The organism is Telluribacter humicola (genome assembly GCF_017355935.1).
GTDB classification, from domain to species: Bacteria; Bacteroidota; Bacteroidia; order Cytophagales; family Spirosomataceae; genus Telluribacter; species Telluribacter humicola.
Window position 1 is genome coordinate 846,816 of the sequence record NZ_JAFIQT010000001.1, and the last position, 23,784, is coordinate 870,599.

At 50.7% G+C, this 23,784-nt stretch carries 21 protein-coding genes; 6 read left to right on the top strand and 15 right to left on the bottom strand.

The annotated features are described in order from the left end of the window. Nucleotides 1-136: 136 nt before the first annotated feature. Nucleotides 137-1,660: a bifunctional phosphoribosylaminoimidazolecarboxamide formyltransferase/IMP cyclohydrolase gene (gene purH, locus JUB14_RS03865; RefSeq protein ID WP_207504444.1), complete on the bottom strand. Its 1,524-nt coding sequence runs from the start codon at nucleotides 1,658-1,660 to the stop codon at nucleotides 137-139. A 144-nt stretch (nucleotides 1,661-1,804) separates the two neighbouring features. Between purH and JUB14_RS03870 the strand changes: the two genes are divergently transcribed. The 3 genes from JUB14_RS03870 to JUB14_RS03880 all read left to right on the top strand — a co-directional run bounded on the left by JUB14_RS03870 (nucleotide 1,805) and on the right by JUB14_RS03880 (nucleotide 4,678). Further along, nucleotides 1,805-3,187, top strand: a complete 1,383-nt coding sequence (locus JUB14_RS03870; RefSeq protein WP_207504445.1) for a cytochrome P450 — start codon at nucleotides 1,805-1,807, stop codon at nucleotides 3,185-3,187. A 140-nt stretch (nucleotides 3,188-3,327) separates the two neighbouring features. After that, the gene (locus JUB14_RS03875; RefSeq protein ID WP_207504446.1) at nucleotides 3,328-3,762 is read left to right on the top strand and encodes a CBS domain-containing protein; all 435 of its coding nucleotides are present in this window, start codon (nucleotides 3,328-3,330) and stop codon (nucleotides 3,760-3,762) included. Between the two features lie 127 nt (nucleotides 3,763-3,889). Further along, nucleotides 3,890-4,678 carry an SDR family oxidoreductase gene (locus JUB14_RS03880; protein WP_207504447.1) on the top strand — a complete coding sequence of 263 codons (789 nt, stop codon included), beginning with the start codon at nucleotides 3,890-3,892 and terminating at the stop codon, nucleotides 4,676-4,678. A gap of 58 nt (nucleotides 4,679-4,736) precedes the next feature. On the opposite strand, the gene JUB14_RS03885 is transcribed toward JUB14_RS03880, so the two are convergent. From JUB14_RS03885 to JUB14_RS03900, 4 genes are all read right to left on the bottom strand, one after another. Beyond that, a complete protein-coding gene (locus tag JUB14_RS03885) occupies nucleotides 4,737-5,168 on the bottom strand; it encodes a hypothetical protein (RefSeq protein ID WP_207504448.1) in 432 nt (143 codons plus the stop codon). Nucleotides 5,169-5,310: 142 nt separating this feature from the next. Beyond that, nucleotides 5,311-5,655, bottom strand: a complete 345-nt coding sequence (locus JUB14_RS03890) for a hypothetical protein (RefSeq protein WP_207504449.1) — start codon at nucleotides 5,653-5,655, stop codon at nucleotides 5,311-5,313. 152 nt (nucleotides 5,656-5,807) lie between these two features. Beyond that, complete coding sequence (locus JUB14_RS03895) at nucleotides 5,808-7,658, bottom strand: glycoside hydrolase family 2 protein (RefSeq protein WP_207504450.1); 1,851 nt, start codon at nucleotides 7,656-7,658, stop codon at nucleotides 5,808-5,810. A gap of 119 nt (nucleotides 7,659-7,777) precedes the next feature. After that, the gene (locus JUB14_RS03900; RefSeq protein WP_310586066.1) at nucleotides 7,778-8,311 is read right to left on the bottom strand and encodes a cytidine deaminase family protein; all 534 of its coding nucleotides are present in this window, start codon (nucleotides 8,309-8,311) and stop codon (nucleotides 7,778-7,780) included. A 158-nt stretch (nucleotides 8,312-8,469) separates the two neighbouring features. Here JUB14_RS03900 and JUB14_RS03905 point away from each other — a divergent pair, with 158 nt between their 5' ends. Together JUB14_RS03905 and JUB14_RS03910 are read left to right on the top strand one after the other, a co-directional pair. Then, nucleotides 8,470-8,898 carry a (4Fe-4S)-binding protein gene (locus JUB14_RS03905; protein WP_207504452.1) on the top strand — a complete coding sequence of 143 codons (429 nt, stop codon included), beginning with the start codon at nucleotides 8,470-8,472 and terminating at the stop codon, nucleotides 8,896-8,898. 10 nt (nucleotides 8,899-8,908) lie between these two features. Beyond that, nucleotides 8,909-9,445 (top strand): hypothetical protein, encoded by a 537-nt coding sequence (locus JUB14_RS03910; protein ID WP_207504453.1) that lies wholly within the window; start codon nucleotides 8,909-8,911, stop codon nucleotides 9,443-9,445. A gap of 84 nt (nucleotides 9,446-9,529) precedes the next feature. Here the strand turns inward: JUB14_RS03910 and JUB14_RS03915 are convergent, their stop codons facing one another. After that, entirely contained in the window at nucleotides 9,530-10,438 is a 909-nt protein-coding gene (locus JUB14_RS03915) for an NmrA family NAD(P)-binding protein (protein ID WP_207504454.1), read from the bottom strand. Nucleotides 10,439-10,604: 166 nt separating this feature from the next. Further along, nucleotides 10,605-11,519 (bottom strand): alpha/beta fold hydrolase, encoded by a 915-nt coding sequence (locus JUB14_RS03920; RefSeq protein WP_207504455.1) that lies wholly within the window; start codon nucleotides 11,517-11,519, stop codon nucleotides 10,605-10,607. A gap of 252 nt (nucleotides 11,520-11,771) precedes the next feature. Here JUB14_RS03920 and JUB14_RS03925 point away from each other — a divergent pair, with 252 nt between their 5' ends. Continuing rightward, nucleotides 11,772-12,050 carry a hypothetical protein gene (locus tag JUB14_RS03925; RefSeq protein ID WP_207504456.1) on the top strand — a complete coding sequence of 93 codons (279 nt, stop codon included), beginning with the start codon at nucleotides 11,772-11,774 and terminating at the stop codon, nucleotides 12,048-12,050. A gap of 143 nt (nucleotides 12,051-12,193) precedes the next feature. Here the strand turns inward: JUB14_RS03925 and JUB14_RS03930 are convergent, their stop codons facing one another. The 8 genes from JUB14_RS03930 to JUB14_RS03965 form a co-directional block, all read right to left on the bottom strand. Continuing rightward, nucleotides 12,194-13,060: a PIG-L deacetylase family protein gene (locus JUB14_RS03930; protein WP_207504457.1), complete on the bottom strand. Its 867-nt coding sequence runs from the start codon at nucleotides 13,058-13,060 to the stop codon at nucleotides 12,194-12,196. Nucleotides 13,061-13,171: 111 nt separating this feature from the next. Further along, on the bottom strand, nucleotides 13,172-14,197 hold the full coding sequence (locus tag JUB14_RS03935) for an alpha/beta fold hydrolase (RefSeq protein WP_207504458.1): 1,026 nt from the start codon (nucleotides 14,195-14,197) through the stop codon (nucleotides 13,172-13,174). A 142-nt stretch (nucleotides 14,198-14,339) separates the two neighbouring features. After that, entirely contained in the window at nucleotides 14,340-14,936 is a 597-nt protein-coding gene (locus JUB14_RS03940; RefSeq protein WP_207504459.1) for a hypothetical protein, read from the bottom strand. 31 nt (nucleotides 14,937-14,967) lie between these two features. After that, nucleotides 14,968-16,062, bottom strand: coding sequence for an AEC family transporter (locus JUB14_RS03945; protein ID WP_207504460.1), 1,095 nt, complete (start codon nucleotides 16,060-16,062; stop codon nucleotides 14,968-14,970). 152 nt (nucleotides 16,063-16,214) lie between these two features. Next, a complete protein-coding gene (locus tag JUB14_RS03950; protein WP_207504461.1) occupies nucleotides 16,215-17,399 on the bottom strand; it encodes a pyridoxal phosphate-dependent aminotransferase in 1,185 nt (394 codons plus the stop codon). A gap of 158 nt (nucleotides 17,400-17,557) precedes the next feature. Continuing rightward, nucleotides 17,558-18,040, bottom strand: coding sequence for a hypothetical protein (locus JUB14_RS03955; RefSeq protein WP_207504462.1), 483 nt, complete (start codon nucleotides 18,038-18,040; stop codon nucleotides 17,558-17,560). 48 nt (nucleotides 18,041-18,088) lie between these two features. Beyond that, the gene (locus JUB14_RS03960; protein ID WP_207504463.1) at nucleotides 18,089-19,564 is read right to left on the bottom strand and encodes a SusD/RagB family nutrient-binding outer membrane lipoprotein; all 1,476 of its coding nucleotides are present in this window, start codon (nucleotides 19,562-19,564) and stop codon (nucleotides 18,089-18,091) included. 50 nt (nucleotides 19,565-19,614) lie between these two features. Next, nucleotides 19,615-22,791: a SusC/RagA family TonB-linked outer membrane protein gene (locus JUB14_RS03965; protein WP_207504464.1), complete on the bottom strand. Its 3,177-nt coding sequence runs from the start codon at nucleotides 22,789-22,791 to the stop codon at nucleotides 19,615-19,617. Nucleotides 22,792-23,784: the final 993 nt, after the last annotated feature.

A 23,784-nucleotide genomic window follows, 5' to 3' on the forward strand; every position in this document is an offset into this window, starting at 1 on the left:
GGGTAGAAAGTGCTAATGTAAGCAGATTAAAAAACAAAAATCTCCTCTGGAAGGAGAGGAGATTTTTATAACAGTCCACAGAAGCCCGTGGAGACATGGGCCACGGTGACGGGTAAAGATAACAGCTTACCAGCTATTAGTGCTTGAAGTGGCGGACGCCGGTAGTTACCATGGCTACGCCGTTGGCATTGCAGTACTCGATGGAATCCTTATCGCGGATAGAGCCACCGGGTTGTACTACGGCCGTGATACCTGCTTCTTTGGCTATTTCTACACAGTCGGGGAAGGGGAAGAAAGCATCTGATGCCATCACCGATCCGTTCAGGTCAAAACCGAAAGACTTTGCTTTCTCAATGGCCTGACGCAGGGCATCCACGCGGGAGGTCTGTCCGGTACCGCTGGCCAGGAGCTGGTCTTCTTTGGCCAGTACGATGGTGTTGGATTTGGTATGCTTACACACTTTCATAGCAAACTCCAGCGCACGCAGTTCGTCTGCAGAAGGTGCTTTCTCAGTAACGGTAGTCATCTGAGCGGCGGTTTCGGTAGCCAAGTCTTTATCCTGTACCAGTACTCCGTTCAGGATCGTCTTGAACATTTCACCGGGCAGAGCTACTTCTTTGCGCTGTAGCAGTATACGGTTCTTCTTTGACTTAAGTACTTCCAGCGCTCCTTCTTCGTAGCCCGGTGCAATCAGGATCTCCATGAACAGCTTATTCAGCTCCTCAGCCGTAGCTACATCTACTTTAGTATTAGTAATTACCACTCCACCAAAGGCCGAAACCGGATCACAAGCCAGTGCATTGAGGTAAGCCTGCTGAGCCGTGGCCGCCGTAGCGATACCACAGGCGTTGGTATGTTTGATGATGGCAAAGGTAGGACCCGCTTCGGTAAATTCGTCGATCAGTCCCACACAGGCATCTACGTCTACGAGGTTGTTGTACGAGAGCTCCTTGCCGTGCAGCTTGTCAAACATGGCATCCAGATCACCGTAGTAGGTAGCTTTCTGGTGCGGGTTCTCGCCGTAGCGAAGCGTCTGCGACTGCAGGCCACGGAAGTTATAGATATCCGAGTCGGCTCCCAGGAAGTAGCTGTTGATGGCCATATCGTAGTGCGACGACGTTCCAAACGCCTGCTGGGCGTAGGTGCGGCGGTCTTCCAGGTCGGTAGAGCAGCCTTTCTCTGTAAGCAGGGCCAGTACATCAGCGTATTGGTTGCGGGTAGATACGATCAGAGTATCTTTGAAGTTCTTGGCGGCAGCCCGGATCAGCGAAATACCTCCAATGTCAATCTTCTCGATGATATCTTCCTCACTGGCTCCGGAGGCTACGGTTTCCTCGAAGGGGTACAGGTCTACGATGACCATGTCCAGCGCCGGGATGTTGTACTCAGCAGCCTGCGCTACGTCTCCTTCGTGGTCGCGGCGGTACAGGATCCCTCCGAATACAGCCGGGTGCAGGGTCTTGACGCGGCCTCCGAATATAGAAGGATAGCCCGTCAGCGATTCAACGGCCGTTACCGGAATGCCCATTTCTTCAATGAACGTTTGGGTACCACCAGTAGAGTAGAGATTCACACCATTTTCGTGCAGGAGACGAACAATGGGCTCGAGGCCATCTTTGTAATAAACAGAAATGAGCGCGGATTGAATTTTTTTAGACATTGCGACGCTTCGTTCGTATTTTAGTGAAATAGATCTAGATATTATGATTCAGAGGAGATTGCGTGTGGAAAAGAGCCCTTGCGGCTACTCTCTTTTTAAAATAAGCCGCAAAGATAGTGTAATCCTCAACTAATAGTAACTATTATGCAAACTCTACCTCATACTTCTCAGGTGGCACCCAGCCACAAGGGGCTGCCACTGGTCGGTAATACCTGGCATTTTGTGCGTGATCCGCTGAATTTTCTGCTCGATCTGCAGGGGCAGTACGAGCGGCTGGTCAGGGTCAATGTACTGGGCCGCGACATCACGGTACTGCTGACGGCTGAGGATGCCAAGCACGTCTTACAGGAAAACAACCGCAACTACCACAAGAGCGAAGCCTACAAGATACTGGCGATCTTCCTGGGCAATGGCCTGCTCAACAGCGAGGGTGACTTCTGGCGGAGGCAGCGCAAGCTGGCTCAGCCGGCCTTCTACAAGCAGCGCCTGGCCCTGATGACCGACATGATGGTACACGAAACGCAGGTACTGTTAGCTGAGTGGAAAAAGCATGATCATAGCCAGGCGCGAGATATCACGGCCGATATGCTGAGTTTGACGCTCAATATCGTGACCAAAGCCCTGTTCAGTACCGATGTGGGAGACCGCGTAGCGGGTATATCGGGAGCGCTCAATGACATCATGCACTACTCTGACAATGCACTCAAAAGCTTCGTAAATATCCCTTTGAAGTACCCTACACCCGGTAACCTGCGCTACCTGAACGCGGTAAAAAAGGTGGAGGGACTCATCTACGACATTATCAACAACCGCCGGGACGAAAGCGCCCGCAACCCCGATGTCCGCTACGATGACCTGCTGGATATGCTCCTGCACGCCCGCGACGAAGAAACCGGCGAAGGTATGTCGGATAAGCAGGTACGCGATGAGGTAACTACCATCTTCATGGCCGGGCACGAAACTACCGCCAACGCGCTGTCGTGGGCCTTATACGTACTGGCTCAGCATCCAAAAGTTCAGAAGCGGCTCAGGGAGGAGGTCATACAGGTAGTGGGTGACGAGGGAGTACCTACTTTTGAGTCGGCCCGGCAACTGGGCTATACCCTGCAGGTTGTACAGGAGGTAATGAGGCTCTACCCGCCCGCCTGGATGGTGGGGCGGCGTACGCTGACCCCTGATTACATAGGAGGGTACACAATTAAGCCTGACTCCTACGTGCTGGTAAGCCCTTATGTACTGCATCGCCACCCCAACTACTGGCACCAGCCGGAGGTATTCAACCCCGATCGCTTTGCACCGGAGGCTATCAAAGAGCGTCCTACCTATGCCTATATACCTTTTGGGGGCGGCCCCAGAATGTGCATTGGCAACAATTTCGCTCTGCTTGAGATGCAGGTGGTACTGGCCTTATTAGTACGGGATTTTGATATTCAGCTGCTTTATCCCGGACAACGGGTGGAATCTGAGCCTATGGTCACCTTGCGACCCAAGGCGAGTTTGCGGTTAAAAGTAAGAGGGGTAAGGTAGAGGGGAGTAATTATTTGTTGTCATTGTTTGGTTGCAATGGCTTGAATTTCAATTATATAATTTGTAGATTAGTCTTCTATCTCAGACACTCTCCTCGTACCAGCCCTAAAATAGTGTTTATTAACATAACTCATAGGCTTATGTGTACGGTAGAAAAATTAGTAAAAGACAAGAAAGACCAGCGTGTGTGGTATGTTACTCCGCAGCAAATGGTTATTGAGGCACTTCACCTCATGGCTGAAAAAGGGATAGGTGCCCTGCCAGTTATGGATGGTCAGACTTTGGTGGGAATCTTCTCCGAGCGGGACTATGCCCGAAAGGGAATTATACAGGGACGGAAAGCCAAGAGTACGCCAATTATGGAAGTAATGACTCCAAAGGTGTACACCGTAACGCCTGATTTGGATATTACAGACTGTATGGAGCTTATGACCCAGAAGAAGATCCGGCACCTGCCTGTCATGGAGCAGGGACGTGTTATAGGTATCCTAAGTATAGGTGATATTGTGATGGCGATGATTCAGGAACAGGGAGAGCATATCAACTATCTGGAGCACTATATCATAGGTATATAGAAGGCTTACCGGATAAATACATTGTGTGATAGATTATCAGGCCGGGCTACGTCGTATCCCGGCTTAATTTTTATATACTTGCTCTGATAGTCTAGTTTATACTTTATACTAATACAGCAAATCACACATGAATCTTGATCTTTCTGGTAAAACAGCCCTTGTTTGCGGCAGTACCCAGGGAATAGGCTACGCTTCGGCCGTAGAATTGGCTCTGTTGGGTGCCAATGTTACACTTATAGCCCGGAATGAACAAAAACTAGCGGAGGCTGTCGACACCCTGGATATATCGCGGGGGCAGCTTCATCGTTACGTTGTGGCAGATTTTGCCGATAGCGGGAACGTAAAAGAGGCCATTGATGGATACCTGAGGCTGGTGCCGGATGTACACATACTGGTCAATAATACAGGAGGACCATCGGGAGGATCTATCATTGACGAAGCTCCGGAGAAATTCCTGAAAACCTTTGAGATGCACCTGATCAACAACCAGATCCTGACCCAGGCCGTAGTACCCAGTATGAAACAGGCAGGTTTTGGCCGCATCGTCAATATTATCAGTACATCGGTGAAGCAACCCATAGTGGGGCTGGGCGTATCCAACACCATACGCGGAGCCGTAGCCAACTGGTCCAAGACTCTCTCGCTGGAACTGGGCAAGTATGGTATCACAGTTAATAATGTATTACCGGGTTATACACGTACCAGCCGACTGGATGCGGTACTGGGTATGCGCGCCGAAGCACAAGGCAGAATGGTGGATGAAGTGGCTGCTCATATGGAGTCGGAGATACCGGTGGGCCGCTTCGCGGAGGCTGAAGAAGTGGCGGCTGCGGTGGCCTTTCTGTGTAGTCCGGCGGCAGCCAGCATCAGCGGTATCAATATACCCGTGGACGGTGGCAAAACAGGTAATCTATAAATTCCACCGGCATTAGTAGTAGTACGGCCCCTGGCGATATCGCCAGAGGCCGTAAACTTTATTTGGTAGCTTTTTTCTCTACATGCTCCAGGAAAGTGTCAGGCTCTTCGGTAGGTGCCTGCTCATAGCTTGGTTTGGTCTTGGTCATTAGTGCCAGACCTATACCGAGCACGCCCAGTGCGATCATGGGGTATTTTATCCGATTATCCAATTTGGCTACATAGGGTACCGCCATCATCAGAGCACTTACCCCCAGGTCCATCGCCATGTGAGTTTTCATATCAATGGCCTTTACTGCTCCTGTCTCGTGGTTGGTCATAAGTCCCTGAGCCAGGATACCCGCACCAATTGTTGGCAGCAGCTTATTGGCCGTTCCCTGATTTTTCAGTCGACCATCGGTCATAGCTTTAAGCACCACGGGTGCCGCCATAAGAGCAGCACTGTATACCATATCCATGATACCATGTGCACGTGTTGGAATACGAATCATAAGATGAATCTGTTTAAAAAGTTAATGGTGTGTTATAATAGCTTAGTGCTTGACCTGTTTCTGGTACTACTCAGAAAGTGGTCATGGAAGTAGAGAAAAAGATAATGCCAGCAGGAATTGAGCGACTGATGGGATTAGTGGTTTAGTCACTACTACGGTAGTTGGTTAGCGCCCATACAACCAGAACAACTATCCCAAAGCCTAAGTAGAAGTTCTTTGCCAGGCTTTCCTCAAAATAAAATAGAGAGGCCAGTACGGCCAATATGCCTACTATTAACTCTACATAACCATGAATGGGGAAAGGGACGAGTTTGAACATACCACCTGGAAAGCGGGTCACGAGCGTAAGTACCAGATGTATTCCTCCCAGTACAAACGTGAAGGCCGATAGCGAAGAGTCCCAGCTGTACAAACCTGCCACAGACCAGAGCGAAACAACCAGCAGATAATCAAGAATAGCGTGGAATCGTGGAGATATAACCTTCATATATCATTTTAATAGTGTGAGTTATAGCTTCCTTAACTCGCTGATGAAGGATTTAGTTATCGGAGTGTAGGGTGGGCGAGTTGTAGAAAGGAGTTTTAAAAAAACACCCGCAGATTCTTAGACCTGCGGGTGTCTTCATTAAAAGCTACCTATTACTTATTCATTTTCACCAGCGACTTGTCGTATAGCTTCTGGTGGACCTGGTGGAGCTTTTCCACGGGTACCTTCTGTACCTTCCGGTCATAGGTCATCAGGCCATTTACCTCTACTTCCACGTCGGTAGTCTGGGTGTAGATAGCAGCCGAAAGGCCGTCCTTGATCAGACCGGTTATGTTATCAATAAAGGTTTTGTAGCGGTCAAACATCTCATCGGACGTCTTAAACGTCTGGTAACCCCAGTTGTTTTTCTGCTGCCAGGTGTGCCCTTCAACGGGTAGACCCAGTCCACCGTATTCACCGAGTACCAGTACCTGCTTGGTACCAAACAACTCAGGGTCGGGCATGGCGGGTGCGGGGTAGTTGTGCAGATCGATCATGTGTCCTACCGGGAAGAAGTTACCCCCGCTGGCGCTGTTGACCAGGCGGGTAGGGTCGTACTGCATGGTCCAGTTGGTGATGTCTTTGGTCTTGAACTGTCCCCAGGCTTCATTGAATGGTACCCACACCACGATAGAAGGGAAGTTGTAGTTGGCATCCATGATGGCCTTCCACTCCGTGCGGAATATCTTTTCGGACTCCGGCGTACGATCTTTCTCGGTACCCAGTCCGGCTACCCCCGGGCGGGCTTCCCAGCGGTTGCCCATGTCGCCGCTTGGCATATCCTGCCATACCAGCATACCCATCTTGTCGCAGTAGTAGTACCAGCGGGCAGGCTCTACCTTTACGTGCTTCCGGATCATGTTGAAGCCCATGTCTTTGGTCTTTTCGATGTCAAAGCGAAGTGCCTCGTCGGTAGGAGCCGTATAAAGGCCATCGGGCCACCAACCCTGATCGAGCGGGCCAAACTGGAATACAAACTGGTCGTTGAGCAGCATACGCTGGATACCCTGCGCATCGGGCTTTACGGATATCTTACGCATGCCGAAGTAGCTCTTGACCTCATCTATTACCTTGCCGTTGCGCACCAGCGACACCGTCAGGTCGTATAGGAAAGGATTACTGGGTGACCACAACTTAGGCGAGCTGATTTGCAAAACGGCTTCTGAGCCAGGAGCTACCTCCTGCTGGGCTACCTGAGTGGTACCGTCCATGGCCGTAATCCTAATGAGGTCGTTGGGCTCATCGTTGTGTCCCTGTACGGCTACCGTCAGAGTTTTGTTATCTATATTAGGAATATTTCTGATGTCGGAGATATAGCTGGTAGGTACTGTTTCCAGCCATACGGTCTGCCAGATACCCGTTACAGGGGTGTACCAGATACCGTGCGGATTTTTGATCTGCTTGCCGCGGGGCTGTGGGCCGTCGCTGCTGGGGTCCCACACCCGTACGGCGATCTGCTGATCCCCCTTCACCAGATGAGGCGTAATGTCAATAGAGAACGGATCGTAGCCGCCCTGGTGGGAACCCGCCTTCTTGCCGTTAACGTATACATCGCACTGCCAGTCTACCGCCCCGAAGTGCAGAAGTACGTTCTGGTTTTTGAGCTTGTTTGGAAGCTTAACCGTCCGCTGGTACCACAGCACGCTGTCTTTACCTACGGTGCGGCCCACGCCCGACAGGGCCGACTCTACCGCGTAGGGTACCAGTATTTTTCCTTCAAATGTAGCAGGCTTGGTCTGGTCCTGAGCACCGGCTTTGATAGCGTAGTCCCAGAGTCCGTTCAGGTTTTGCCAGTTGGCACGTACCATTTGCGGACGCGGATATTCAGGAAGCGGAGCCGCCGGATTAACCTGAGTAGCCCAGGTAGTGGATATCTTACCCTCTACCGGTTTCCAGTCCTGCGACTGGGCGGTGGCCAGCTGTATACTGCCAAACAGGATGAGGGCCAATAAGGATCTTTTCATACGCGATACGCAATGTGTTTAGGATGAGGTGACCGGGCCTATGTCCCGTACTCTAAAAAGAAGATTTACCTCATTCCTAACTACAAGCTTCGCGAGATTTATATGAATGGTACTGGTAGCTACCCCCGCAGATCATCCGCATCGAACTTCACCGGCAGTAGATTAGAGATGGATTCGGAGACAATAACACCTCCATCGGGCCGCATCATTAGGAGGCGAATCGGCTGTTTTTGACGGTGTTCGTACTCGAGCAGTGACTGGCGGCAGGCCCCGCAGGGCGATACCGGTTTGTACTCCTCCTGCTGACTGGGCTGGGCCACACCTGGTCCAGCCAGACCGGGCCGGGCCTCGCCGGGCCGGGCTACCACCGCAATCGATTGGATCTGCTTGTCGGGGTAGTTAGCACCTACCCAGTAGATCACCGACTGCTCGGCGCAGGAGCCGGAGGGGAAGGCTGCGTTTTCCTGATTACCGGCTGTAAACACAGTACCGTCTTCGAGCAGGACGGCCGCTCCCACATGGAAGTTGGAGTAAGGAGCGTAGGACTTGCGGGTGGCCTGGCGGGCTGCTTCCATGAGCTGTTGTTCCGCTTCGGGTAGTTCTGATTCGGTAGGATATGAAGTCAGACAAATATTCAGTTGGACTTTATTCACGTACATGCGGATTAGTAGTACTACATAGTAAAAGGGACATTTTAACGACAGATCGTCTGTGAATGTTTAAAGCAACCCGGTTTTGAGAAGGAATCCGGCCCAGTTTATGACAATTGCCAACTCATTGATATATTTAAGCTTGTAAACCCAGATTATTCATGGAAAAAGAAATTACAAAAAAGTACAGCAATGGAGAGGTGACCATTGTGTGGCAGCCGCATAAGTGTATTCATTCAACGCTCTGTTTCCGCGGACTTCCCGGAGTTTTTGATCCGCGCAACCGTCCCTGGGTCACCATCGATGGGGCCGAAACAGAATCGATCGTAGAACAGATTGATAAATGTCCGTCGGGAGCGCTTTCGTACTATATGAACAGTAGTACTCTAGAGCCCATAACCATAGAAAACACGACTCTGGTAGAAGTACTTCCCAAAGGCCCGCTGCTGGTGTACGGTAACCTGAAAGTAAAGGATGCGGTAGGGCAGGAAGCAGATAAAAGCAAGGTAACTGCCTTTTGCCGCTGTGGCCAATCCCACAACAAACCCTACTGCGATGGCAGCCACTTGAAAGTTGATTTTGAAGGCTAACTGCTGGACAATGAAAAGATATATACCCTGGTGTCTGGGACTTTTGATGGCTTGCTCGGGCGATGATCCGGTTGAACCTACGGTATATGATGTACCGAAGGTGGTGGAAAAGTACGTTCAAAGTTTTGTGGAAGAGGGGCAGAAGCGAGGCATAGATATCAAACTGGAAAACCTCATTGTGGAGATCAAGGCTACCGGTGCTACTTCAGGAGATGAGTGCGGTAGTTGTACGCAGGCAGGTACTAATGGTCAGCGCAAGATCACTCTGGTAGAAACCGGTCTTTGCTGGGGAACTACCATCGAACAGAACCGCGAGGCTTTGGTATTTCATGAACTGGGGCACTGCCTGCTCCAGCGCGACCACCGCGACGACCTGCTGCCCGGTGGCGCTCCGGTCAGCCTCATGAATTCCCGGGCCGTAGGCTTCTACGAAGCATGTGCCTACCCCATAGGTAACGAGGACGAATGCGACAAACGCTACCGCCGTACCTACTACCTCGACGAACTCTTCAATGCCAAAGTACCTGCCCCGGACTGGGCCAGGTAACCTCACAAGCGCCTGTGGCTGCTAGTAAGTACCATCGATGCGGGTGCAGATCTGTCAGAGAGTACCCCTTAGTGGAGACAGGTACTAAGGGCGAGTAGCAAGTACTTCCCTTACAGATGTCCACCGGATACCTGGGTAGCGGTTGTTGTCGAGCGGTTCCAGTTTGGCTTGCCCGCTTAGCATATTGCGCAGGTACTGCATCCCCTGCCAGGGTGGGAAAACATCGTCGTTTTTGGGCATGACTGCACGGGTTACTTTGATCATAGTGTCCAGCGTTTGGAGCCCTCCGACGCGAAATAGGCGAAATTCCTTTCCAGTCGCTTCACTGGCCGCTTCTCTTAGTCCGCGGGGGCTAAGTACATCACCAGCAACGCGGAGGTACCGGGGAGTAGTAGCGTCAAGGGCGGCAGCAGCGGTGTACTGAGCCGTATTCTCCGTAGTAGTGAAGTCCAGCGGCTGGTCGGCATTGCCCCAGTAGACCACCCGGTTGAGCGGGAAAAGAATAACCGGTGCCTGGCCAGTCAGCAGGTCGGTAAACATACCGTTAAGAACCGATGTGGCGGCGATGGGTGCCTTATCGAGGCGCTCCCGAAACGCCTGGCGAAGGTCGAGGTTACGGTTAGTCCCGGGAGGTAGCCCGGTGTAGTCAATGGCGTAGTCAGAGGGAATAAAGCGGGGAACACTGGCTTCAACCGCCGCCTGGAGCAAGGCCGTTTGGGCGTCTACAATCACCTCCCGTAGTCCTGACAGCGCCGATACTACGCAGTCGGCACCCATACAAGCGGTAACCAGCCCGGAAGTACTGCTGAAGTCAACCTCAACGATCGAAGCCCCCAGTTGTCGCAACGCTTCAACAGCCTTGCCGGTACTTCCGGGACGGACAATAGCCCTTACCTGGGCTCCCTGTTGAAGTAGTGACCGGGCTATGCGCCCACCCAGATCACCAGTGGCTCCCGCCAGTACTATTGTTTTATTCTCACCAGCTACAGCCATGCTTTTGTTTTATAGTCTGAACCACAACAGTAGGGTGAAGGCAAATGTTAAGGAGGCATACCTAAGGCTTACCGGCAGCCAGGCAGCTGGGATCAGCAACTGACAGCTTACCGGGAGCAGGTCTGGGATAAGAGGCATGGACTGTATCAGTCCAGGCGGAGAGGCACTACTTGTCGCTCTTTTGTTTTAGCAGTTCGTAATCCTGCAGTACCAGTTTGATACTCGCAACCAGCAACTCCGGATCATCGTAGTGGACAAAATGCCCGGCATCGCCACTATAGAACAGCATTCCCTTATCCACTGATTGGACTACATCCATCCACCGGCCCCCCCTGACCCTCATTTTCGATCTGAATTTTGCTATATTTTCCGGAGTGCGGGAATCCTCGGGAGCATCAAACCGGCCACCCGTGATGATATGGACCGGAATATTGGGAAGCGGGCTTTCCGTTATCTCCTTAAATTCCGTTTTTCGCAAGTCAGCCAGTACTATTCCTTCTTCTTTAATTGACGGGGGCGCATCCCGATTTCTGTCTTCCAGGAAAGATACGATTCCTGCGACTTCTTTATCAATGCGGGCCTCATCCCATCCCAAAGGCTTATAGTAGTCCCGCTTATTCTGATGATTTTCGGTAAAATCAGCCGGGTCAATAATGACAAGTCCTGCCAGTACCTCAGGAAAGTATACCGCAAAGCCACGTACATACATACCTCCCAGCGAATGTCCCACCAGTATATAAGGGGGCTTTATTTCTAGCTGGTTAAGTACTTTAATCAGCTTATCGGATACATTTTTGATAGTGGGCATCTCATTATCCGGCTCCGACTCACCTATGCCGGGCCTGTCATACGTAATTAGTGGCGCCAGCTCAGATACCCCTTTCAGCACTCGGTCCCAGTTATCCATAGGAGTACCGTATCCACTTTCAAATACCACTACCGGCTGTCCTTCCTTACGTTTTTCCAGTCCGATGGTATTAATCATTATTCTGGTGCCATCAATGCTGATCGCTCTTTTTTGAGAGTGGGCGCATAGGCTTAGTAAAAGTGCGGCTGTGAGTACTACGAGTTTTTTCATCATTAGCAGTTTTATCCATGTAAGGTCCTACGGCAGTTTTTATCACTAATAGTTCCCATACCGTAGCTGAGGGGCTACTAAATAATGGATTCGTTGTAGGTAGTATACAAGGGTTAAATTATTTAGACAGAACCGCTACGAAATATAGGCATACTCTAAATAAAATGTTTCTTTGCCGTAGATGTTCTTTGGCAATACCAGAGGCAACTGTGTCATTTTACTATACCAATCAACAAACTAACCATTTTAGCGACCATGAAAACCTTTCACCTCTCTATCGACCTCAAATCATTTTTTATGGGTGCCCTTACCCTGGGAGGTATTCTGCTACTGGCCAACTTCACACCTGTCGAGAAAGCTAAACCTGAGTCTGACATTATAGATACCCGTCGTTTCCAGGTTGTAGCCGGTGAGCGAGAAACTATTATCCTGGATACCCAGACCGGACGTTTCATTGTTTCACCGGGTTATATCGGGCAACCCCGCTGGGTGAACGGAGATTTTGAAGAACTACAGAAGCGGGAGAGGAAGTAGGGAAAGTACTTCATCCCTGGGCGGTGGTGGCACCGGCTATGGAGAAGATTATGAAGATATTTGAATCTTATCTATAGTTGAAAAAACAAATAGCCGCCACTTTAAAGTGGCGGCTATTTGTTTAAAAGGTAATTATCTAAAGTCTACTTCAGCATCGGAAACAAACGCTTTAGATCAGCCTCACTAGGGCGGGCGCCGTATTCGCATACTTCAAAGGCTTCGGCGTGTTGTACCTGAGCAGCTTTGTCCTTACCGTACCACTTTTCCAGTGAAGCCCGTACTTCGGGTGTGATCTTGGTGGCGCGGGTTTCGCCCAGCCATTTTTCATGATCCGCTTTGTTGGCAGGTACCTGATCCAGAAAGCCGCCGATCCAGGGGAGCCACTCGTAAAACTGCGACTGGTGGGCATCCATGGCGTGAATCTTCTGCGCGTACACGGGCGTGATATCAACGGCTACATCGGGACGGAACGGGTTAGGCCGCTGGAAGTGATCCTGGAAGTACAGGAAGATCGGGTTCTTCTTCAACGGTGGTGTCTCGGGAGCAACATTCGGAACGGCTACCATATAGGCTGCATCCTGGACGAGTACACCTGTATACCGGTGGTCGGGGTGGTAGTCGTTGGGACGGGGGGCAATCACTACGTCGGCATTCCACTCACGGATCTTCTTGATGATCTGCAGGCGGGTTTTCAGGTCCGGCAGGAGCTGGCCGTCGTGATTGTCGAGTACATCGTAGGTAACGCCAAAGCGCTTACCGGCTTCCTTGGCTTCGGCCAGTCGGCGTTTGGCCAGAGAGGCTCCTTTGTCGGTCTGGTGGCCGGCATCGCCGTTGGTGACGGATACAAACTTGACCGCGTGGCCCATCGAGGACAGGAGCGCGGCTGTACCGCCGCCTTTGATGTCGCAGTCGTCAGGGTGCGCGCCGATCATGATGATGCGGAGTTTTTCTGAAGCGTTCTGAGCCATCACTACGGCTCCGGTACTGAACACAAAAAGGAGTAACAGCATACTTCTGAGCAGTGTGTTTGCCCTCAGTGTCAAAAGTTGATTACATGTAAACATACAGGGTTAGGTTTAGGAGTATTAAATAAAGGGTAATCTCGTGTGAAATAATGAGTTTTAGTTGACATCTCTGGCCATGAATGTTCTGGCCTTGGCTTTTATTTTATCCGCTTCACAGCCGTTGGCTAGGTGGCCGCAGTTGCCGGTGAGCTCAAGTACTTCTGCTTTGAGGTCGTGGGCCACCTGAATAGCCGATAGTGGGTTGACCATGTGGTCCTGTAAAGCTACTATTACGAGTGCTTTGGCCTTAGTATCCCGAATGGCCTTTGCCCGGTCACGGCCTCTAAACACATCGTGCCCCAGCATAGCCCGTAGCTGTGAAGCCCAGTTGTAGGGGTCGTTGTTTTTGACGTATTCGGCTTCTTTGGCCTGCAGGTACTTCTTAAACTCCGGCTCGGTGGGGAGCTTGGTGTAGTAGTACTCGGGTGAAGTAAGATGCATTTCGTGCAGAGCCCCGACGGTCTTCATGGCGTCAGTGCTGTACTTGCCGCGTTCCAGTACGGCCAGTTGGGTGCCCCATAGAAACCGATCATGGGCTGACTGATCGGGAGTACCTACGATGGTTACCACCTTATCCATCATGTTGGGGTAGGTAAAGAGCCACTCAAAGGTCTGCATACCGCCCATAGATATACCGGCTACGGCGTAGAGATGAGGGAGCCTCAGGTGCTTCGTGACCAGCTCATACTCGGCCCTCACCATGTCCCGGATCGAAAACTGGGGGAACTGTGCCCCCGGCTGAGCCTTGCTGTTGGAGGGCGAAGAGGAAACGCCGTTACCCAGCGCATCTACCACGATGGTGAAGAAGCGGGTACTATCAGCTACCTGATCGGGAGCCGCCATAAATAGCTTGTCTACGCTCTTTCCTGTAAACCAGGTAGGTACCAGGATAGTATTGGAGCGATTGGCATTGAGCTTCCCGGCGGTACGGTAGCCGAGGCGGCAGTTTTTGATCACCTGCCCATTTTCAAGTTTAAAATCACCTAAATTATAATAGCGTTGCTGAGGCAGCCGTTGCTGCGCAAAGGTGAAGTGAGTAATTAGTAATGTAACAAGTAACAGGCAACAGGACTTCAGACGCATGATTTGAAATAGTGATACTTCACCTAAAAGTGCACAGGCCCGGTAATACTACTGCCAATACTATGAAATACGGGTTCGGCAACTAACAAAACAGGAGGCCCCATGCGGGGCCTCCTGTACGATTATTGACTACTATCAATCTTTATTTGTCCAGTACCACTACATTCTCTACCAGATAAGAGCCGGTGTCGGTGATGAGGGTATAGCCGGTATCCAATTTACCTGCGTTAGCCTGTATCAGTCCCACTTTCCAGGCCGAAACAGCTCCTGTGGCCGGCTCGTAGCAATATAGTACATCTCCTTTTATCAACTCTTCCACCCTTTTACGGCCAGTTGCAGTCTGGACGGGGTGGCAGGGCGTCGCCTCCAGCAGCAGAGCCGGTACCAGCGGCCAGCTGTTGCGACTCGCGGTCAGTTCATCCACCGGGCGCAGGTACAGTTGGGTAAGGGCAGTGCCCATATTTTCCAGTTTATCTACCTGCCGCACCAGGGTGGTCGTAATCTGCTTGTTGGCGTAGGCTATCACGGTATCACCGGCTTGTACGGTGGAGATGGATTTGGTACTTCCGTCCGCCATTTTGACCGACACATGCTCCGGGAAACAGTACAAATCCGGCTTTGGCAACGCCTCAGACGCTGTATCCGAAGGCATGAGCCGGAGCGCCTGGGGCTGCTCTACCTGAGCCCATGCACTCAGGTAAAGCAATACGATCAGCAGGGTAAGGGTAAAGGTACGCATGGCGCTTTTTATGATTAGTTTAGGTTAATTATTATGCTTTTGAGAGCCTTAAGTAGGCCTTACTTACCATACTTGGTACCGCCGCCGCCGCTATCAGGGCCAGTCCGCTAAACAGCAGGATCACTGGGTTGGCAAAGAAAGTACCGGTAGAAAGAATTCCAAGGATAAGCAGGGTAGAGAATGGCAGCGAGAAGGCCAGCATTAGTACCGCCAGTTCCATGTCAAAGGTACGTTTTTCCTTAGGCAGTGCCTTGGCTTCTTCCTTGGCATGGAAGGCCGAGATATGCGCCAGTGGCCAGAAACTGGCCGAGCTGAGAGGTACCACGATCGCCAGCAGCATCATAGAGGGCTCCGTAATGTGGAACACGTAGATCATGCCCGAGCTGATAACCATGGTAATACCGGCCCGGAAAAGCAGGATGGAGCTAACCAGCCCCTTCTTACCATCTTTCAGCTGTACCGCCAGTCCGATGAACATCAGTACCAGGGGCGTCATCAGGGCGCTGGTCTTATCAAAGATATCCGTCATGATCACAGGCAGGGTGGTGTAGTTAACACCTATGCTCAATAATACAATAGCTATAATGATCAGGAGGTTGATGGGTTCCTGAACCATGCTCAGCAGCAGGCTCTTGATCTTTCCTCCCGTGTTGGTTTCTTCGTCCGTACTGTTCTTGAGGAACATATTCATGGCCAGCAGGTAGAGCGTAATCAGCACAAAAAACTTATTACCTACGTCGGCCAGGGCAGCAATAGCAAGGCTCTTTTCACCCAGAAACTCGGCTATAAACGGGAAACAGGAGAGCCCGGGAGCCAGAGAGGGAATGAGCATCATCAGGGTGCGGCCTGTTGAACTGTTTTTTTCAATTCCGAACATAGAAAAAGCAAGCGGTCCGGAAAAGTACATCAGGAAGTTAAACACCAACGTAACCAGGGGAATGATGAAAAGGGTGGAATCCATTTCAATCTTCATCAGCGAGATAAAGATCGTCGAGGGCAGCGCCACCGAAAGTACAATCTCCTTGATACCGTTAGTCTGTTCTTTATTCTTAAACTTTGATCTGAGTACCAGACCCAAAGCAATCAGTAGCAATAAAGTTATGGTTTTCTGTAAGGCATCGCTCATAGCTGAAATGAGTTAAAGGGGTACTGGAGTATTGAATAAGCAAACTTTGTTATTCAATAGAAAAGATTAGGTTAACAGAAGTAGTAAGCGAAGCCAGAACGCCAGTAGCCTCTGGCTTCGCTTGGGAAAGAGCCGGTAAGCAGCTCCGCAGGTTAGCTTAGTTGGCCCAGGGCACCAACAAACATCTTCATCTCGTCCATGGTACCGATACTTACGCGGCACCAGGGCTTGCCCAGAATTTCAAAAGCTCTCACACCTACGCCCTTTGCTGACATTTTTGTAAGCAATTCCTTACCTGATACACCTACCGGGAAAATGACGAAGTTGGTATAAGACGGGATGTACTTGTAGCCCATCTTGTCCAGGTTGTCGTACAGGTACAGCTTGGCTTCGTGGTTGAGCTTGCGGGTGCTGGTCTGGAAGTTGGCATCGTCAAGGCTGGCGTTGGCTGCCGCAATGGACGTATACGCGATACCCATACCACCGCGGGTGATTTTCTGGATCTGATCCAGCGTAGATGGCAGCGCCGCGATATATCCTACACGCAGACCGGCCATACCCATGATCTTGGAGAAGGTACGGGCCACGATCACATTCTTCTTCTTAGTCAGCAGCGATACCATACTCTCAGTATTGGCACCTACGGCCAGCTCCAGGTACGCCTCATCTACGAATACAGGTACTTTCTCTGATACGCGTGAGCAGAAGTCGAGCAGGTCTTTACCGGCCGTGATGCTACCTACGGGGTTGTTAGGGTTACACACGTACACCAGTTTAGTATCTTTATCGATGGCAGCTTCCATCGCTTTCAGGTCGTGTGACCAGTCTTCCTTACAGGGGATAGCCTTCCAGGTAGCACCGGTTGACTTGGCTACGTTGATCAGCGACATATAAGTTGGATCAGCCGATACGACGTTACCTCCGTTGGCAAACAGGACCAGGGCTACTTTCTCCAGCAGGTCTGACGAACCCGGACCCATCATGATATGGTCTGGCGTCACGCCTTCTTTCTTGGCTATTTTAGCCATCAGGTCAGTCAGTTCTTTCCAGGCGTAGCGGTTACCACCTTCTACCGACTCAGCCACCGCCTTACGTGCCGACATAGGCGGTCCGTAGGGATTCTCGTTGGCGTTGAGTTTTGCTACAATCTTAGGAGCCACTTTTTCGTCCAGAAAGTACTCCCGTACCATCGGGCTGCGGAAGATCCGGTTCTCAGGATCCAGGTTGAGGGGCATATTAGAAAAGGCGCCCATGCTCAAGTGTGGTGCTGCCACTAAGCCACCCAGTGTCATAAGGCCTGACTTCAACAGATTACGGCGATCTATTTTCTGATCCATAATTAGATTGGTTTATTAGGTTTTAAAAAAGTTAGTAGCGAAAGGTACTCAGGGTATGTACATGTGAAACAGGTTGAAAAAGAGTGTCATACCGGCAACTGGGCTATCTCGATAAGCGTAGAGACAGGGTGGTGGCCGGTATGACGGGGGGGACTGAATTACTTAGCCTGGATCTGCGAGAATCGGGTGAAGGCAACTCCTTTATGAGTGCCCGACCAGGAGATCTTTACCGTGTTGCCGGCCTTGGGTGCTGTTAAGCCCAGCTCAGCCCAGGTTTTTTCCAGGGTTACTTCACCGCTGGCATTGGAGGTAACCTCGCCCAGGGGAGCACCCGTACGGAGCGTAATCTTCATCGGAATGTTAGCTACCGGGATGGAATCTATTCCTTTGGTATGGTCAAGGATGTTAGTCTTATCCAGTTCGAGCAGACGTGCCTTCAGGACTACCTTGGCATCGGCAGCCGAATAGGCTACCGTAGGCTCAGCCGCCAGGGGAGCACCGAAGGGAGCTCCTACGATATCTACCAGTACCGGGGCCACTACCCGATCCACAAAGGGGTCTTCTACTTTGCAGGAAGTAACAGCCAGAGCGATGGCAAGGGCACAACCCAGGGTCGAAAGGTATGATATGGTCTTTTTCATAATCTAGATCATTAACTGTGAATTGTAAATAGTTGACTACCTGCTACTTTACTCTGCCCACCATAGCTTGGTCTTCATGTCATTGGCACCACCGTTGAGTGTAATGCCGGCTTCAACATTGGCCTGGTTCAGGGAGAATTCAGAGTTGGGATATACAAAGCGGGTAGGTAGTACACCATCGTTGACAAATACAGCCCGGCTATCAGCTGGCGGGAATACCGGGAAACCGGTGCGACGCTTCTCGGTCCAGGCTTCGATGCCCTGGCCGAACAGAGCGATCCACTTCTGCTCCAGTACCTTCTCTTTGGTCACAGCGCCTACTTTGGTTAGGTAGTCGGCTGGTACGGTCAGGCTATACTGGTTGAATGAAGCCTCGATTCCCTTCTCGAAGTAAGCCTTGGCATCGCCGGTAATGTCGCCATCCAGGGCTGCTTCGGCCAGGATGAAGTTCAACTCAGCGAAGGTCATAACTACCTCAGGCGCGTCGGCCCGTACAAAGTAGTTGCCGATGGTAGAACTAGTAGCCAGATAATTGGTAGCGACCGCGTCGGGCAGGCCATTTGGATGTCCCTGGTATTTTCCTTCCTTATTAGGATTGGCATAAACCGTGATCCGGGTATCACCCAGCGCATTCATCTTGTCTGCCAGCGTAGAGCTGATGTTCCAGTCGGTCCGGCCGTCCTGTACCATTACCTGGTTCCACTCATTGTTGCTTGGTAGTACGGTAGAGGTTTTCAGTGCGGCATTATCGGCGTTGCTGGTAAATATTGGGTACTTAACAGGATCACCCAAAATCTCAGCCATGATAGCGCGTGACTCAGCGGGTTTTTTACCTGCCTGACGGTTAGCAAGGCGCAGCCGCAGGGAGTTGGCAAACTTCTTCCACTTCATGATATCGCCGCCGTACAGAATATCACCCGAAATAGCAGGTCCCGAAGTACTCAGCTTTTCGTTCGCCAGCTTCAGGTCGTTTAGCATACCTGCATACACCTGCTCCATAGAGTCGTACTTCGGTGTATAGATAGGTGATTCGCTGGTACCGGACAGCGCCTCCGAATAAGGAATAGAGCCGTACATATCCGTCAGCAGTGAGAATACCCAGGTACGCATCACCAGCGCTACACCTTCGTAGTTGGCATTAGGGCTTTTTCCATTAGGAGCTGACTGTACAATAATGCGCTGGAAGTTGAGCAAGCCATCGTTAAAGAAGCCCTTCCAGTTATTAGCGACCAGCGCCGGCGATACCTCGTAGTTATCACCCTCGTTAGAGTAAATGTTACGGGTAAAGTGCTGTACGTACAGCTCTGCCGCATCAATATTGATACGCTCGAAGCGGGTGCGGTGTCCCCAGTAACGATCCACAGAAGCCTCAATGCCGGTAGGAAGCAGGTACTGCGCTCCGATAGCCGTAGGGCTGTTGGGGTCGGTGTTCATGGCGTCGAAGTTGTCAGTACAGCTGCTGATCGTCAGCAGACTGGCCAGCGCCATGGCCCATAGGGTTTTATAGTTAGTTAGGCTTTTCATTGGTAAAATCTTTAAAGTTCTGGCGAAATAGCTGTCTTGTCTGGCTGCGCTTAGAAAGAGAAGGAGAGGTTCATACCCAGGCTGCGTGAGCTGGGGAGTTCACCGTAGCCAAATCCCTGCGCGTTGCCACCCTTGGAGTCAAATTCAGGGTCTACATGTGGCGTATTCTTGAAGATCATCAGGACGTTGCGGCCTACGATAGAGACTTTCGCTGACTGTAAATGGACCTTTTTGAGTAGAGCCGCCGGTATGTTGTAGCCCAGTGAAAGCTCACGCAGCTTGACGTAGCTGGCATCAAAGATGGCTGCTTCGTGGTAGTTACGTGGGTTGTTGTAGGCATACAGCTGATTCGCAGTAACAATAATATCATTAGGTACGTAGCTCACATTTCCATCAGCACCGGTAATCGCACGCACCCCTTTTCCGATTACACCTTCCTCACGGCCCAGGGCGGTTTCGGCGTACTGACCCGTCCAGCGACCGGTACCGGTACCTTCATCATAAATGTCGCCACCCATGCGTGCATCTATCAGAGCCGTCAGGGTTAGTCCTTTAAAGTTGAAAGTGTTTAGGAAACCGCCAGTCCAGTCGGGCTGGATATTACCAATAATCTGCTGAGTAGCCTGACGCAGGGGAAGACCGTTGTCGCCGTAGATGACCTGTCCGTCGGGAGAACGCTGAAAAGCAACCCCGTACAGGGTACCATAAGGCTGACCAACTCGGGCTTCGGAGGTCATACCCCGCTGAGAAGCCAGAATGTAGGTAGTCAGACCTTCGGCCAGTTCCTCTACTTTGTTGCGGTTGCGGGCGTAGTTTACAGATACGTCCCAGGTAAAGCCGTTGTCCAGCTTAAGAGGAGTACCTGACAGGCTGATCTCAATTCCTTTGTTGGTGATCTGTCCGGCGTTCAGGATACGACGGTCGTAGCCGCTAGACTTAGAGATTTCGACACCCAGGATCTGGTTGCGGGTTGTCTGTTCGTAGTATGTTACATCCAGACCTACTTTTCCACGCAGGAAGCGCATATCCGCACCAAACTCAAGTCCGGTAGTAATTTCAGGCTTCAGACTGGAGTTAGCAATAGAGACATTTTCGGCAAACTTAGGTAGTGAGCCATTCCACGAGCCGGATGAGGTAAATGTCTGGGCCAGCTGGTACGGATCGGCATCATTACCTACCTGAGCATAGCTGGCGCGTACCTTACCAAAGGTCAGGATATCGCTCTGTACATCGAGCAGGTCCGTCACCACTGCACTCACCGAAGCCGATGGGTAGAAGTACGAGCGGGCGTTGCTGGGGAGGGTACTCGACCAGTCGTTGCGGGCAGTCAGGTCCAGGAACAGCATGTTGCGCCAGCCAAAGTTAGCCGCAGCAAACAAGCTCTGTACTTTTGATTTTTCAATCTTGCTTTCGATGGTGTTACGGCTGGGCACTGAGTTACCCGCGTTATAAATACCGTCTACCACCATTTCGCCTACGTTGAAGTAGTTACGCTTGTAGTAGTTGGTCCGGTCGATGCCACCCACCTGGATGTTCGTGCTGATATCCGGAATAAGCTCTTTATTAAAGGTCAGGATAAAGTCATGGTTAGTTTCCTGCCGGCGTAGTATTTCTTCGTTGAAGCTACCGGGCGTACGATTCCCGTTTCTTACGCGATCAAAGTTGGTTACGTTGATGCGGGTATCACTCCACACATCCGTACCCGAGCGCACCATCAGGCTGAGCGAAGGCAGGATCTTGTAGTTAAGGGCGATGTTACCCAACAGGCGGTCTTTGTCGTTGCCATAGGGCAACTTGCGGGCTGTGTAGTACGGATTCGTAAAGAAGGTATGCTGCCAGTTAGGTGGATCAGTGTCGGCAGGCTTGCCGGCTACTGCGCGCTGGATATGTACATCCTGGTAGTCTTCGTAGTTACGGATCTGCTCCCACGACGTGTGGCGGTGAGCCCAGATAAACTGCTGGCCCGAAGTAAAGCTACGGTTGGTAGACCCCGACTTGATGTATTCGCCGGCCATGGTTACCGTTAGGTTCTTAGCCAGGTTATAGCCGGAGTTAATCCGGAAGTTGGTACGGTGGAAGTCGTTGTAGTACATAATCCCTTTCTGATCCACGCGGGCTAGCGACATACGGAAGAAGCCTTTGTCGTTGCCACCTGAAAGGGCAAGGCTGTTGTTGACGGTCTGGCCGGTAGCCCAGTACTCTTCCCAGTTGTTAGGCTGAGGCGTAAGCGGAGCTACTTCGGTACCTGACCACCAGTGGCGAACCAGGCGGCCGTCCATAGGGGCACCCCAGCTTTCGTCAGTACCAGCCGATCCGGCTAAAGGGTAGCGGGCGTCATATACGGCACGGTATTGCTGGGTCTGCTGAGGGTCAGTGATCGAGCCGCTCCATCCGTCATTGTACCAGGTGCGATAGCCACTGCCACCTCCGTAGGTATTCTGGAAGTCAGGCTTAATCCAGGGGCGCTCAAAGGTCACATTGGAGTTGAAGTTAATACCCAGTCCCTTAGTACCCTGTCCGGTTTTGGTGGTGATAAGGATAACTCCGTTGGCCGCGCGCGATCCGTAAAGAGCCGCTGCGTTGGGCCCCTTCAGTACCGACATTTCCTTGATGTCGTCAGGGTTGATTTCGGAGATACCGCCACCCATCTGGTTGCTGCCGCTCTGCTGCATGGGTACCCCGTCAATAACGACCAGGGGCTGGTTGTTTCCTGAAACCGACGACGCACCACGTATTTGTATGGTAGAGCCACTACCGGGACCACCGTTGGATTGGATGCGCAGACCGGCGATCTTACCGGAAAGTCCGTTGGCTACGTTGGTAGATCGTGATTCGGTAAGGCTGCTTCCTTTAATTTCCTGTACGGTATAACCCAAGGCTTTTTTCTCACGCTCAATACCGAAGGCCGTAACAACTACCTCGGCCAGCTGGCGGGTGTCAGCACTCAGTTTGATGTCAAATTGGGTCTTGCTTCCAATAGGTACTTCCTGCGACAGGTACCCTACAAATGAAAAAACGAGTATGCCGTCGTCAGGGACGGTAATTTTGAAGTTTCCATCAGAGTCAGTGTTGGTACCGACATTGGTGCCCTTATAGATAATAGAAGCACCCGGAAGACCGAGTCCATCCTCGGCGGCTGTAATCTTACCAGTAAGCTGGCGCACCTGGGCCATGCTCAATGTAGTGCAAAGACAGCCCCATATCAAAACGAGTATAGTTTTTCTCATGGGAAGTTTCCGGTTAATGATTAATTAGGTTAGAAAATCGAGAACAGGCTTTGATAAAGGTTATGGCTGCGACAGATTGACACGTTCATGGGCCGCACACATTAGCGTGTAACCGCCACAGCCATAAGCCTACTAGTTTGCTTTTCCGGAAAGCAATACCCTCTTGCGAGGACGATCAGCGCGATGGAGCAGAAATGGTTAGGACAAAAGATTCCCTGCGTCAACGAATGCTGTTCGTCCACGTATTTAGGCTCTGGAGTTTTGAGTTGTTAATGTTGTTACTAATAAGACTCGGAAACGTATGTACGGCTACTTACTCCGTTCATCTTGCCTGGCAAAATGGTACTCACGTTCCGACTCTTTTTATCTACGAATGCTTCAAGTGCGGCTGGAAACATCCGTGGTCTAGGAGTCGCTTATGCTTTAATGACATATCAAAGATATTGTTAAAATGATATGATGCAAAATATTAAAGCGGAAATTTTCAATTTTTGGCAATAAAAAGTGGTGGTGTAGATATTGATCCAAATTTAATTGCACTTAACAAATATTATATTTTGTAAAATCAACTAGAGGCGGTGCGACTGGTAAATATCTGGTCATGAACAGGTGCGGGCGGTATTCCTGCTTGTTCTTTGGTTAATTATATTAAAGTTTTAAACTGTTATATATATGGTTGCTTTACAGCGGTTTAGTAGATATACTGTCAAATGTGTGATAGCTGCTGACTATACCAGCGCATAATTGCAATAGTTGTAGATCTATACAAAAGAGCTTATGTGAGATTTTGGCTTATTTTGATCGAATAAATTGCATTGTGGGTAAAAATAGGTTTTAGTTAATAGTGATTTAGGAAGTAAATCTGCAAATGGGCAAAAAATAGGTTTAAAAGAGCTCTCTCTTCGGACGCTATTTAACTAGGAATAGTACAAATGACTATATGTAATAGTAGATACTAACTACGCATAGTATACGTATGGCTATTACTAACTA

Coding starts and splice junctions, on each gene's coding strand:
- purH (WP_207504444.1), bottom strand. CDS start 1,660: ATGTCTAAAAAAATTCAATCCGCGCTCATTTCTGTTTATTACAAAGAT.
- JUB14_RS03870 (WP_207504445.1), top strand. CDS start 1,805: ATGCAAACTCTACCTCATACTTCTCAGGTGGCACCCAGCCACAAGGGG.
- JUB14_RS03875 (WP_207504446.1), top strand. CDS start 3,328: ATGTGTACGGTAGAAAAATTAGTAAAAGACAAGAAAGACCAGCGTGTG.
- JUB14_RS03880 (WP_207504447.1), top strand. CDS start 3,890: ATGAATCTTGATCTTTCTGGTAAAACAGCCCTTGTTTGCGGCAGTACC.
- JUB14_RS03885 (WP_207504448.1), bottom strand. CDS start 5,168: ATGATTCGTATTCCAACACGTGCACATGGTATCATGGATATGGTATAC.
- JUB14_RS03890 (WP_207504449.1), bottom strand. CDS start 5,655: ATGAAGGTTATATCTCCACGATTCCACGCTATTCTTGATTATCTGCTG.
- JUB14_RS03895 (WP_207504450.1), bottom strand. CDS start 7,658: ATGAAAAGATCCTTATTGGCCCTCATCCTGTTTGGCAGTATACAGCTG.
- JUB14_RS03905 (WP_207504452.1), top strand. CDS start 8,470: ATGGAAAAAGAAATTACAAAAAAGTACAGCAATGGAGAGGTGACCATT.
- JUB14_RS03910 (WP_207504453.1), top strand. CDS start 8,909: ATGAAAAGATATATACCCTGGTGTCTGGGACTTTTGATGGCTTGCTCG.
- JUB14_RS03915 (WP_207504454.1), bottom strand. CDS start 10,438: ATGGCTGTAGCTGGTGAGAATAAAACAATAGTACTGGCGGGAGCCACT.
- JUB14_RS03920 (WP_207504455.1), bottom strand. CDS start 11,519: ATGATGAAAAAACTCGTAGTACTCACAGCCGCACTTTTACTAAGCCTA.
- JUB14_RS03925 (WP_207504456.1), top strand. CDS start 11,772: ATGAAAACCTTTCACCTCTCTATCGACCTCAAATCATTTTTTATGGGT.
- JUB14_RS03930 (WP_207504457.1), bottom strand. CDS start 13,060: ATGCTGTTACTCCTTTTTGTGTTCAGTACCGGAGCCGTAGTGATGGCT.
- JUB14_RS03935 (WP_207504458.1), bottom strand. CDS start 14,197: ATGCGTCTGAAGTCCTGTTGCCTGTTACTTGTTACATTACTAATTACT.
- JUB14_RS03940 (WP_207504459.1), bottom strand. CDS start 14,936: ATGCGTACCTTTACCCTTACCCTGCTGATCGTATTGCTTTACCTGAGT.
- JUB14_RS03945 (WP_207504460.1), bottom strand. CDS start 16,062: ATGAGCGATGCCTTACAGAAAACCATAACTTTATTGCTACTGATTGCT.
- JUB14_RS03950 (WP_207504461.1), bottom strand. CDS start 17,399: ATGGATCAGAAAATAGATCGCCGTAATCTGTTGAAGTCAGGCCTTATG.
- JUB14_RS03955 (WP_207504462.1), bottom strand. CDS start 18,040: ATGAAAAAGACCATATCATACCTTTCGACCCTGGGTTGTGCCCTTGCC.
- JUB14_RS03960 (WP_207504463.1), bottom strand. CDS start 19,564: ATGAAAAGCCTAACTAACTATAAAACCCTATGGGCCATGGCGCTGGCC.
- JUB14_RS03965 (WP_207504464.1), bottom strand. CDS start 22,791: ATGAGAAAAACTATACTCGTTTTGATATGGGGCTGTCTTTGCACTACA.